8 protein-coding genes are annotated in these 12,921 nt (G+C 60.9%); all 8 read right to left on the minus strand.

Annotation, left to right across the window (positions count from 1 at the left end; genetic code table 11):
* Positions 1 to 77: 77 nt before the first annotated feature.
* Positions 78 to 1,076, minus strand: a complete 999-nt coding sequence (locus K6M89_RS09095) for a flagellin N-terminal helical domain-containing protein (protein WP_097578827.1) — start codon at positions 1,074 to 1,076, stop codon at positions 78 to 80.
* Positions 1,077 to 1,347: 271 nt separating this feature from the next.
* Positions 1,348 to 4,503, minus strand: a complete 3,156-nt coding sequence (locus tag K6M89_RS09100) for an efflux RND transporter permease subunit (protein WP_222139196.1) — start codon at positions 4,501 to 4,503, stop codon at positions 1,348 to 1,350.
* Positions 4,500 to 5,705: an efflux RND transporter periplasmic adaptor subunit gene (locus K6M89_RS09105; RefSeq protein WP_222139197.1), complete on the minus strand. Its 1,206-nt coding sequence runs from the start codon at positions 5,703 to 5,705 to the stop codon at positions 4,500 to 4,502. The genes K6M89_RS09100 and K6M89_RS09105 overlap by 4 nt, the downstream gene beginning before the upstream one ends.
* 277 nt (positions 5,706 to 5,982) lie before the next feature.
* On the minus strand, positions 5,983 to 6,894 hold the full coding sequence (locus K6M89_RS09110; RefSeq protein WP_222139198.1) for an adenylate/guanylate cyclase domain-containing protein: 912 nt from the start codon (positions 6,892 to 6,894) through the stop codon (positions 5,983 to 5,985).
* A 210-nt stretch (positions 6,895 to 7,104) separates the two neighbouring features.
* Entirely contained in the window at positions 7,105 to 8,655 is a 1,551-nt protein-coding gene (locus tag K6M89_RS09115; protein WP_222139199.1) for a SpoVR family protein, read from the minus strand.
* Complete coding sequence (locus tag K6M89_RS09120; RefSeq protein ID WP_097578822.1) at positions 8,652 to 9,926, minus strand: YeaH/YhbH family protein; 1,275 nt, start codon at positions 9,924 to 9,926, stop codon at positions 8,652 to 8,654. Before K6M89_RS09120 ends, K6M89_RS09115 begins: the two co-directional genes overlap by 4 nt.
* A 12-nt stretch (positions 9,927 to 9,938) precedes the next feature.
* A complete protein-coding gene (locus K6M89_RS09125; RefSeq protein ID WP_222139200.1) occupies positions 9,939 to 11,882 on the minus strand; it encodes a PrkA family serine protein kinase in 1,944 nt (647 codons plus the stop codon).
* Positions 11,883 to 12,295: 413 nt separating this feature from the next.
* The gene (locus K6M89_RS09130) at positions 12,296 to 12,772 is read right to left on the minus strand and encodes a VOC family protein (protein ID WP_222139201.1); all 477 of its coding nucleotides are present in this window, start codon (positions 12,770 to 12,772) and stop codon (positions 12,296 to 12,298) included.
* Positions 12,773 to 12,921: the final 149 nt, after the last annotated feature.

Consider the following 12,921-nt stretch of genomic DNA (forward strand, 5'->3'; position numbering starts at 1 on the left):
CGACGATCAGCCCTCATGGTGAGGAGGCCCGCAGGGCCGTCTCGAACCAGAGGCCGGGTGGCTGGGTGATCGCACCTTTAGAAATTCTGGAATAGCTGCCGCACCGTATCGTAGGTCGCGTTGGCGATGTTCAGCGACTGCAAGCCGAGCTGCTGCTGCGTCTGTAATGCCTTGAGCTTGCTGGCCTCCTCCTCCATGTCGGCATCGACCAGCCGGCCGATACCGGCTGTGATGTTGTCGTGCAGTTTGGCGGCGAAATCGTTTTGCAGCTCGATGCGTTTTTCCAGCGCGCCGAAGGCCGAGCCCACCGTCGTCAGCTGCGTCAGCGCCGCATCGACGACACTGATCATCTCGCCGATTTGCCCCTGCGTCGTCGCGGCCGATAGCGAAATGACGACCTGCCCGGTGGTGGTGCCGTTCTTGCTGGTCATCAGCACGTAATTCTGCGAGGTCCCGAGCTCGCTGGCGAAATGGGCCGAGGTCAGTACGCCGTATTCGCCGGAGCCGGTCGCCCGGTCATCGATAAGATAGCGCGCATCCTTGGAGCTCGTGGCGCCAACCGGCGTATTGTCGATATGGTAGCTCAGCATGCCGACTGAAATCGTGCCGTCGGCATTGCGGATAAAGGAGGCCGGAATTTGCCGCGGTTGCGTCGGCGTGGCGTCGTTGTTGAGGACGACCCAGTTGTCGCTGTTGAAGGTCGCCGATTCAGAGACGCTACGCAGTTGCTCCTGCAGTTGCTTGAGCTCTTCGTTGATCTTCGTCTTGTCGACCCCGTCCTCGGTCGCGGCGACCAGCTTCGCCTTAATTTCCGACACGACGTCGACGACGTTCTGGACGCCGGTATAGGCGGTTCCCATCGTCGCCGCCGCCATGCCGAGCGCATCCTGGACCGCCGAAATCGCCTTGTTGTCGGTCCGCGCGGTGGTGGCGATCGACCAGTAAACCGCATTGTCGGCCGCTTTCGCGACACGCATGCCCGTCGTGATGTGGTTCTGCGTGACCGTCATATTGCGGTTGATATCGCGCAGCACATGGAGCGCCGCATCGATGGAGACGCGCTGATAAATACTCACGGGAACTAAACTCCAAAAACACAACAGAACGCAACTGAACCAAGAATGAACCATCCGCGCGGACACTCATGTCCGGGGTCGCTGAATCCAGCGCGTTGCGGCCTTCGAGAAACGGAGAAGACCAGTTGGTTCCTGGTCACGATCATTGCCGCTTATGCTTAACAAACGGCTAATCTTCAGGCGAAATTTATCTTATTTGGCAAGGCTTGATATACCATAAGAAACCCCGCGGAATGGGAATCCGGCGGGGGGATTCAGTCTGATGCAAGCCTCATTCTGCGGCTTGCAGTTGCTCTTCGTCTGGTGCGGCGCGAGGCCGGGTAGCGATCGCCATCTCCTCGTGCAGGCGCGCTTCTTCATGGGCGTGCGGCTTGGCAAAACGAGCGAGCAGCAGATAGGCGACCGGGGTGATGAACAGCGTCACCAAGGTCGCGAAGCCGAGGCCGCCGACGATCACCCAGCCGAGCGCTACGCGCGCTTCCGCACCGGCGCCATGGGCAAAGACCAGCGGCACGCCGCCAAGAATGGTGGCGATCATCGTCATCATGACAGGGCGCAGGCGCAGCGCGCAGGCTTTCTCGATCGACGCGCGCACGTCCTCGCCTCGATCGCGCAACTGATTGGCGAATTCGACGATCAGAATGCCGTTCTTCGCCATGACGCCCACCAGCAGCACCAGGCCGATCTGGCTGTAGATGTTGAGGCTGGAGCCGGTGATAACGAGCGCGAAGACGGCGCAGGCAAGGCCGAGCGGCACCGTCGACATGATGATCAGCGACGACAATACGCTTTCGAACTGCGCCGCCAGCACCAGGAAGATGATGACGATGGCAAAGCCGAAGGTCAGCGCCATGCCGTTCGAGTTCTCTTCCAGCGTCGCGGCTTCGGCAAGCGGCAGCAGGCGCGCACCCGGCGGCAGCAGCGGCTCGGCGAGTTCGGTCACCTGCTTGACGGCATCGCCGAGCGACATGTTGTTCTTGAGCCCGGCGGTGATCGCCACGGAAGCAAGCTGCTGCTCGCGGTTCAGCTGCGGCGCGACCGAGCCCTCCTTCATCGTCGCGATGACCGACATCGGCACGATCTTGCCGTCGCCGGTCTTCAGGAATACGTTTTCGAGGTCGGTCGGATCGTCGATCGGCCGCGTCGTCGAGGTCAGAAGCACAGGATAGGATTCGCCGTCGACGAAAACGTCGACCACCGAGCGTCCTTCGAGCAGCGACTGGATAGCCGTCGAAAGCCCCGTAATGTCGATGCCGAGATCCGAGGCACGCTCGCGGTCGATCGCCACCGACACCTGCGCCTGGCTGGGTTCGTTGGTCAGGCGCGGCGTATCATATTGGCCGGTGGCTTCGAGCGCCTGCACCAGCTTGGCGGCCGCCGCCGTCAGCGCCTGGTGATCATTGCCGACCAGCGCCATCTGCACGCCGCTGCCGGCGCCGCGGATACGCAGGCTGTTGGAGGAGATCGCGTTGCCGCGCAGCGCCGGCACCTTCGCCGCCGCCTGGTTGATGTCGGCGACGATCTCGGCCTGAGTCCGGTGGCGTTCACCCCACGGGGCAAGTGTCAGCACCATGAAACCGCTGTTCAGCGAGCCGCCCTGGCCGGAGATCGAGAAGACGTTGCGGATGTCGCCGCTGTCGACCTGCGGCTGCAGATATTCCTCGACGAGCTGCATCTTGTCGCGGGTATATTCGAGGCTCGATCCCTGCGGCGTCGTCAGCCGCATCATCACCATCGACCGGTTCTCTTCCGGCGTCAGCTCGCTCTTGACCGTGGAAAAGGCGATGACCGCTGTACCGGCAAAGATCACCGAGAACAGGATGACGACCATGGGCGCGTTGAGACAGCCATGCAGCGCCCATTTATAGAGACGGGCGAGCGCGCCTCCGAAACGGCCGAGCGCACCGTGATCCTCGATCATCGGCTTCGTCAGCATGCGTGAAGCCAGCATCGGGCAGAGCGTCAGCGCCACGATCGATGACAGCCCGACCGAGAAGGCGAGCACGAAGCCGAATTCGCGGAACAGGCCGCCGACCTGTCCGGGCAGGAAGGAGAGCGGAATGAACACCGCCGCCAGCGTCGCGGTCGTGGCGACGACGGCGAAGAACACCTCGCGCGTGCCGAGCACCGCTGCCGCCCGCGGCCCCATGCCCTCGGCGCGGCGGCGCACGATGTTTTCGAGCACCACGATCGCGTCGTCGACGACGAGGCCGGTCGCCAGCACGATGGCAAGCAGCGTCAGGATGTTGATCGAGAAGCCGACCATGTAGATCGCCGCCAGCGTCCCGATCAGCGCCACCGGCATGCTGACCGCCGGGATCAGCGTCGCCCGCCAGTCGCGCAGGAAGAGATAGATGACAGCGGTGACGATGACGGCGGCAAGTACCAATGCCAGCACCACCTCATGGATCGCGCCCTGGATGAAGACGGCGTCGTCGCTGGTAATGGCGATCGTCGTTCCCTCAGGCAGCGTATTCGACAATTGCTCGACGGCGGCCTTGATGCCGGTCGAGATGTTCAGCGTGTTCGACTGCGCCTGGCGGATGATGCCGAGGCCGATGCCGGGCTTGCCGTTGGAACGCAGCGCAGTATCCCCGTCGCGGGGCCCAAGCGTCACCGTCGCGACGTCGCCGAGGCGGACACGGTCCTGCAGCATGACGTTGGAAAAATCGGCCGGCGTCTGCAGATTGGCGGTGGCGCGCACGACGATATCCTGCGTCGGGCTCTTCAGCGAGCCGGCCGGCACATCGAGCGCGGCATTGTCGAGCGCCTTCGTCAGGTCGCCGATCGTCAATCCGCGGCTTGCCAGCGCGCCCTGGTCGACATCGACACGGAAAACCTTCTCCTGATCGCCATATTCCTCGACATCGGCCACGCCGTCGACGGAGGCCAGCCGATCGATCACCTCGTTCTCGACGAGCAGCGTAAGGTCGTCCATGTTGAGGTTGGTGGAAGTGACGGCTAGGCGCATGATCGCCGAGGAGTCCGAATCCGCCTTGACGATCTGCGGCGCATCCGCCTCGTCGGGCAGATTCTGGGTGATGCGGCCGATCGCATCGCGCACGTCGTTGGCGGCGACTGCGAGATCGATCGCATCGGAAAATTCGAGCGTCACCCGGCTCTGGCCGAAGGAAGAGGTCGACGAAATCGATTTCAGGCCGCTGACGCGGGCAACCGCCCCCTCGATCACCTTGGTCAATTCCTGGTCGATCGTCTGCGGCGATGCACCGTCGAAAGTGGTGCGCACGGTGACGACGGGACGGTCGACATCCGGCAGCTCGCGCACCTCGACGCCGAAATAGGCGGCAAGGCCGGCGACGACCATCAGCGTGTTGAACACCAGCGCCAGAATCGGCCGGCGAACGAAAAGCGCGGTGAAGCTCTGCTTGCCCGACGATCCGCCCGGATGAATCTCGGTCACGTTCATTGGGTCGCGACCTCCCCGTTCGCGGCGACATCGGCACCGACACGCACCGCCCCGCCCTCACGCACGCGCTGCAGGCCCTGCGTCACGATCTTGTCGCCATCCTTGAGGTCGGCCTTGACGAGAATGAAATCGGGATTGCGCTGCACGATGCTTACCCGCACCTTGTGCGACTTGTCCTCGGTCACCTGCCAGACGAAGGATCCTTGCGAATCCCACTGTACGGACTGCGGATCGACCGCCGGATATTTGTCGCCGGGGAATTTCATGCTGACGCTGAAAGACATGCCGGCGCGCAGCTCGTCCGACGAGTTGTCGATCCGGGCGCGCAGGCGCAGCGTGCGGCTCGCCGCATCGATGCGGTTGTCGACGGCCTCGATCACGCCTGAGAACACCTGCCCCGGCTTTGCCACCGACATCGCCTCGACCGGCTGGCCGACCGCAACCGTATTGGAGAAGCGCTCCGGCACCCAGAAATCGACGAGGATTTCCGAACGGTCGTCGAGGGTGACGATCGGCGTCGTCGTCGTGACGTTGTCTCCGATATTGACCGGCACGATGCCGACGATGCCGTCGATCGGCGCGATGATATTGCGCCGGGCGAGGTTGAGCTCGGCCGCCTGGAGCTGCAGGCGGGCGCCCTGCTCGGCGATCTCGGAATCGAAGACGTCCATGCGCGACACGCTCGACTTGATGTTGTGATAGAGATTGGATTTTTCGACGGCGGCCCTAACCGCCACATCCGCCTGGCCGCGGGCGATCACCTGCTCCTCGCTGTCGAGCTTGGCCAGCACCTGGCCGGCCTTCACCCTGTCGCCCGACTTGATGAGAATCTCGCGAATAGTCCCGGATGCCTGTGGCGTCACGGCGACCGAACGGATCGCGTCACCTGTGCCGATGGCGTTCAGCCGATCGTTGACGACGCCCTGGACGACAGCCTCGGTCGCGACGAGAACCGCGCTGTTGCGCCCGCCGCCATTGCGGCGGTTCTGCCCCTGGCCCTGGCCACGGCGCTGGCTTTGCGCCCCGGCCGGAGCGCCGGCATCGGCCGTCTCTTCAGCCTTCGGCACAATCTTGGAAACGAGGCTCTCTGGAATGCCTGCATCGCGCATCATATCGCCGGCACCCGGCACAAAGAAAACCCATGCGGCAAAGCCGGCAATAATGACGATGAGCGAAAGTATAAACTGCTTCCAAAAGGCCATTCACGTCTCCGGAGGGACTCGAGGTTGAACCAGGGTCGGTCGAAAGAGGCGCTGTGGGATCGACGTCCCTCAGGGATCAAGAACCCCTGTTGATGCGACAATATCGCGCGTTTACAGCTTAACGGCAAGCATAAGCACCCGGCATTACCGATTTGTAATATCTGCAAAGAATGGAAATAACGCGGACGCTCACTTTTGCTTGAACGAAGATCGCAAACGTCTTGACGAAGCCGGTTTCGAGGCAAGATTGCTCGGCAAAACCAGTGACAGTGAATGTCTACCGACGCATTGACCACCGCAGGCCGAGCACTGCCGCCAGTCCCAACACCGGCCACACCGCCCAGAAGCGTCCTTCCCAGGTGAAGAGGTTGATGCCGATAATGCCGAGCGCCACGATCGCCAGCGCCGCGAGCTTACGATCGAAGACGGTCTGGCCACGGTTCCAGGCCAGCGCCGCAACGACGGCGAGCGCAAGGACGGGAAAGCGCGCCCAGAAGACGCCCTGCCACGACAAAAGATTGATACCGATCAGCATGGCGGCGATGACGCCGAGCACGGCAAACAGCCTTCGTCCGCCGGGAGCCGGCCTTGCCTCCTCCGTGACCGCGAGTGCCGGCGATGGCCGGGCAGCGGCAGGTCGCTCGGCAGACGGCGCCTCGTCGCTTCCGTCGCCGATCCTCACCGCATAGCTCGGCACGCCTTCTTCGACATTCTTGACCATCAGCGGCCCGAGAAACTCGAAACCGACCGCCACCTTGTTGCGAACCTGGTCGTAGACCGTACTCGATATGACGATTCCGCCCGGCGCGGCCGAGGCCTGCAACCGCGCGGCGATGTTGACGCCGTCGCCATAGATGTCGTCGCCCTCGACGATCACATCGCCGAGATTGATGCCGATACGGAAAAGCATGCGCCCGTCGTCCGGGCGGCGGGCGTTGAAGCCGGCAAGTTCGTTCTGTATGTCGACGGCTGCACGCACGGCCTCGACCACGCTCGGGAAATCGGCGATCAGCCCATCGCCCCAGGTGTTGACGACACGGCCGCCATGGCTTTCGATCAGCCGCCCCATCGCCTCCCGGCAGCGCTTCAGCGTTGCAAGCGTCCCCTCCTCGTCGGCTCCCATCAGCCGCGTATAGTCCTGCACGTCAGCACAGAAGATCGTCGTCAGCTTGCGCCGCGTTTCACCCATGGCCCTTCGTCTCCGCGCTGTCCGACCCGGAGGGATCGCAGCGACAGCAGATTACGAAGGCTTTGCCTTTGTTGCCACCGGTAATTGCTGATCGATCATCCATCATTCCTGATGTAAGCGGTTCAGCTACTTTCGCCCATCCAGACATCGACCTTTCAGGCCCAGAAATACGAGCAAAAGCCTTGTCACGCGGACGAGGGTCGCCCGCGATTATTGAACGATCTTGCGCGGGCTCGCCGTGTGCTCCCTCGCCACCGTATTGGAACCGTCGATCTCCTGGAGCAAAACATCGTAGCCCCACAGATCGGCGAGATGTTGCAGGACGAGCTTCGTGTCGCTTTCCTGAAGATAGCAACCGTTCATGACGATATGCTGCAGCAACAGCCGGCGGTCGCCGGCGAGGTCGACATCGACGATGTCGATGGCCGGATCGGTCCAGCCGATATCATATTCGCGGGAGAGCTGGCGGCGGATGCGCAAGTACCCGCGCTCATTGTGGATCGCCGAAACCAGCACGCCCTCGGCCTGTTCCGGATCGTCGTAAAGATGGAACAGCCGCAACTGCCGGATGAGGTTCGGGCTCAGGAACTGGCTGATGAAACTCTCGTCGCGGTAATTGGCCCAGACGTCACGCAGGATCGCCATTGCATCGCCGCGGCCGGCGATGTCGGGGAACCATGCGCGATCCTCCTCCGTCGGCTTCGTGACGATCCTCTGGATATCCTGCATCATCGCAAAACCAAGTGCATAGGGATTGAAACCCGAGAACCGCCGGTCGTCGTAGCTTGGCTGGAAGACGACATTGGCGTGGGACTTCAGGAATTCGAGAAAGTTCCCATCGCTGATCTGTCCTCGCTCGTGAAGCCGATTCATGATCTGGTAATGGACGAAGGTGGCAGTTCCCTCATTCATGACCTTGGTCTGCCGCTGCGGATGGAAATATTGCGCGACATGGCGGACGATGCGAAGAATTTCGCGCTGCCACGGCTGCAGCCGCGGCGCGGACTTCTCAAGAAAATACAGGATGTTGTCTTGCGGGAGACCGAGCGCGGCACGGCGCTTTTCCAAGCCGATGTCACCTGCCTTTTTCGCCTTGCCGACGGGAACCGTGCGCCACAGGTCGTTGAACATCTGCTCTTCGTGGGCGCGGCGCTCCTGCTGCCGCTTCTCCTCCTGGCGAAGGTCGGTCGCAGTCTTTCCCGCGTATCGATGCACTCCATGCGACATCAGCGCATGCGCTGAATCGAGCGTCCGTTCAACCGCCGTCTCGCCATACCGTTCTTCGCAGCGCGTGATATAACCCTTTGCGAAATCGAGGTAATCGAGAATTCCCTCCGCATCGGTCCAGAGCTTGAAGAGATAATTGTTCTTAAAGAAGTGATTATGGCCGAAGGCCGCATGGGCGGTGACGAGCGTCTGCATCGTCGCCGTGTTCTCTTCCATCAGATAGGAAATGCAGGGGGAGCTGTTGATGACGATCTCGTAGGCTAGGTCGCGCATCCCGCGGCGGTAGAATGTTTCGTGATGCGCGAAGTGTTTTCCGAAGGACCAATGGCGGTAAAAGAGCGGCATCCCGGTTGAGGAATAAGCATCCAGCATCTGCTCCGAAGTGATGACCTCGATCTGGTTCGGATAGACGTCGAGGCCGAGTTCGCCGAGTGCAATCGCCTCGCAGGCATCGTGAATGCGCTGCAGCGTTGCGAAGTCCCAGTCGGCACCTTCGAACAAAAGCCGGTCTTTCGGCCTCACCGTCATGGTCATGGCGTCACCCTCGACTGTGCGTCACGTTTCTGGAAGAGATCGTGGAAAACGGGGAATATCTCGCCTCGCCGGCAGACCTTGCGCATCGAAAGCGGCAGCGCTTCGGAACGGATACCGTCATAGAGCATCCAGAGCGGTGACCGGGATACGGAAGAATCGCCGCCTTCCTCGCCCACCTCGATATAGGCAAAATACTGGCACAACGGCAAAATCTCGCGCAGCAACTGCCCGGTCAGGTTGCCGTCGGAATGGGCGTTGTCGCCGTCCGAGGCCTGGGCGCCGTAAATGTTCCACTCGGCCGGATCGAAACGCGCCGCGATGATCGCCCGCATCGCCGCAAGGGCGCTGGAAACAAGCGTGCCGCCCGTCGCCGGACCGTAGAAGAAGGTTTCCTCGTCGACCTCTTCGGCCCTGTCGGTATGACGGATGAAGACGATTTCCACTTTCTTGTAGCGTTTCGACAGGAAAAGGTAGAGCAGCAGATAGAACCGCTTCGCAAGGTCCTTCATGTGCTCCGACATGGAGCCGGAGACGTCCATCAGGCAGAACATCACCGCTTTCGCCACAGGCTTCGGCTCGTTTTCGAACCGGCGATACCGAACGTCGAGCGGATCGATATAGGGAATGCGCCGGCTTTTTTCCGTCAGCGATTTGAGCTTTGCCTCAAGCGCCAGGCGGCTCTCGTCGTCTTCGCATTCCTCGATCTGCCGCTGCAGCGCTTCGATCTCTTCGCGGCGTGGGCGTCCCAGGGCGACGCGGCGCATCATCGCAAGTTTCGTCGTGCGGCCGACGGCAATGTTGGACGGCGATCCTGACACGGAATAGCCGGCACGGAAGGGTGTTTCCTCTTCGGTTTCGGCCAGACGCCGCTTGGCGAGATCGGGCAGTTCCAGATCGTCCAGGAACACATCGAGGAATTCCTCGCGCGTCAGCACGAAACGGAAGCCGTCCTCGCCGTCACCTTCGCCCGCGTCCTTGGGTTTTCCGCCCCTGCTCCCCGGCGGGCGCGGAAGAATGTCGCCTTCGACGAAGGCCCTGTTTCCCGGCAGAATATGATCGCGGATGCCGCCATCGCCCCTCCGCAGGTTCGGCTCGGCCATCCCGTCGATCGGCAGGCTGATTTCCCCGCCGTCGAGCACATCGCGAATGTTACGGTTTTGCAGAGAACGTTTCACCGCCTGCTGCACGGCGCCCTTCATGCGTCGAAGGAACCGCTGCCGATTTTCCAGACTTTTACCGCGCGGATTCAGCCGCCGGTCGACAATGTGCATAATGGCTCCGCATTAACTTGCCTGTTTGACGCGCATGTACCATTCCACAAGGCGTCGAACCTGCCTCTCGGTGTAACCCCGCGCGGCCATGCGCGAGACGAATTCGCTGTGCTTCTTTTCGGTTTCCGAATCCTTCTTCGATCCGAAGGAAATGACCGGCAAAAGATCTTCGACCTGCGAGAACATACGTTTCTCGATGACTTCCCGGATCTTCTCGTAGCTCGTCCATGACGGATTTTTTCCGCCGTTGGCTGCCCGCGATCTCAGCGAGAACTTGACGATTTCGTTGCGGAAATCCTTCGGATTGGCAATTCCCGCCGGCTTTTCGATTTTCGTCAGTTCCTGATTGAGGAGCTCGCGGTCGAGAAGCTGGCCGGTATCGGGATCCTTGAAGTCCACATCTTCGATCCAGGCATCGGCATAATCTACGTAGCGGTCGAACAAATTCTGTCCGTAGTCTGCATAGGATTCAAGATAGGCCTTCTGAATCTCATTGCCAATGAACTCTGCGTAGCGTGGCGCAAGATCGGCCTTGATGAATTCCAGATAGCGCTTCTCGACATCGTCGGAAAATTGCTCGCGACGGATCGCCTGTTCCAGCACATACATCAGATGGACGGGGTCGGCGCCGATATCCGTGGTGTCGTGATTGAAGGTCGAGGCGAGCACCTTGAAGGCGAAGCGGGTCGATATCCCGTCCATGCCTTCGTCGATGCCGGCAGCGTCGCGGTATTCCTGAACGCTGCGGGCGCGCGGATCGCTTTCCTTCAGGCTTTCGCCGTCATAAGTGCGCATCTTCGAGAAGAAGGTCGAGTTCTCATGCTTGCGCAGGCGCGAAAGCACGGAAAAACGAGCCAGCATTTCGAGTGTTGCCGGGGCGCATGGCGCATCCGCCAGTTCCGATCCCTCGATCAGCTTTTCGTAGATCTTCTGTTCTTCCGTCACCCGCAGGCAATAGGGCACCTTGATGACACAGATACGGTCGATAAAGGCCTCGTTATTCTTGTTGGCCTTGAAGGTCTGCCACTCCGCCTCGTTCGAATGCGCAAGGACGATGCCGGAGAAGGGTATGGCGCCGATATTCTCGGAGCCGATATAGTTGCCCTCCTGCGTCGCCGTCAGCAGCGGATGCAGCATCTTGATCGGCGCCTTGAACATCTCGACGAATTCGAGAATGCCCTGGTTGGCGCGGTTGAGCCCGCCCGAATAGCTGTAGGCATCGGGATCGTTCTGAGAATAGGTTTCCAGCTTGCGGATATCGACCTTGCCGACCAGCGACGAGATGTCCTGATTGTTCTCGTCGCCAGGCTCGGTCTTGGCAATTGCGATCTGGCGCAACCGCGAAGGTTGTATCCTGACGACGCGGAATTGCGAAATATCGCCGCCGAAGTCGTCGAGCCGCTTCAGGCACCATGGGCTCATTAGACCGTTCAGCCGCCGCAGCGGGATGCCGTACTGCTCCTGGAGGAGCGAGCCCATTGTCTCAGGATCGAAGAGGTTGAGCGGGCTTTCGAACACGGGGCTGATCTCGTCGCCCGCCTTCAGCACGTAGATCGGATGAACCTCCATCAACTGCTTCAGCCGTTCCGCCAGGGACGACTTGCCGCCGCCGACCGGGCCGAGCAGATAGAGAATTTGCTTGCGCTCTTCGAGTCCTTGCGCCGCGTGCCGGAAGAAGGAAACAATGCGTTCGATGGTCTCTTCCATGCCGTGAAAGCCGGTAAAGGCCGGATAGACCCGTATGGTCCGGTTCATGAAGATCCTGCCGAGGCGCGCATCCCTGGCGGTGTCGACCATTTGCGGCTCGCCGATCGCAGCGAGCAGGCGCTCCGTCGCATTGGCATAGGCGATCGGTTCTTTTTTACAGAGGTCGAGATATTCCGAAACCGACATGTCGGCCTCGCGTCGCGCTTCATAACTGCGCGTGAACGCATCGAATACGGATTCACTCAGCATGGGACCTCCATTAAGGTTATGCCGCAGGCTCTAAGCCGTATAACCATCGAGATGGCCACGGCGTTCCTAAGAATCAATAGTTTCGTAGGTATATTCGACGCTCACCGGCTGTTTGTAGCAATGCACAAAAAATTGCATGCACCGGTATTTTTTTACTCTACGGAACTGTTTCATATTGTAGTTGAAAAAAGGCCTATTGCGATATCAGCACATTTAGCGACGTGACATGAATGTCAAAAAGGTGTGCAATGGCGCCCGTGATTCGAGAATGCGAGAAAACAGCGATCGGCAGCCGATAAGGGCAGCCTCGATCGGGCGGACGCCGATGCGCCGCCAGTAAATTCGGTAAATTTCAGGGGAAAAAGGCGCGTGGCGATCGCGCGCCCCGATTCGTAATCGTGCCTCCGCCGGCCTCAGCCGTTGAACGCCCTCTCCAGCGCAGCTAGATCAATCTTGACCATGCCGAGCATCACCTCGGTGACGCGCTTGGCCCGCTCTTGATCGCTGTCGGCGACCATCTCGGAAAGCATCCGCGGCACGATCTGCCAGGAAAGGCCCCAGCGGTCCTTGAGCCAGCCGCAGGCTTCAGGCGTGCCGCCATTGGCGAGAAACGCATCCCATATCCGATCGATCTCGGCCTGGCTGTCGAGCAGAATGGCAATCGAAAAAGAATGGTTGAAGCTGTCGAGCGGGCCGGCCTTCATCGCCAGGAAGGCTTGATCGCCGAGCGTGAATTCGATCAGCTCGACGCTGCCCGGAGGCCCGCTCGGCGTTTCCGCCGGCAATATGGTGGTGCGGCCGATCCTGGAATCCGGAATGACCGATACGTAGAATTCGACGGCTTCGCGCGCTTGCTCCGCGAACCAGAGATTTGAAACGACCTTCGGCATGAACAGCCTCCATTTGGCGAGGGTTGCCGGACTCCTGTCCGATGCCCCGAGGACGTCTCGCCGGCATCGGTTCCGACAGGCTGCGCTCGGATTTTTTTTGCTGGCGGCCGTACGACGATCGCAGTCACACCCAACGGCGGCCCTGCCGC

Source organism: Rhizobium croatiense, assembly GCF_019793465.1.
GTDB lineage: Bacteria > Pseudomonadota > Alphaproteobacteria > Rhizobiales > Rhizobiaceae > Rhizobium > Rhizobium croatiense.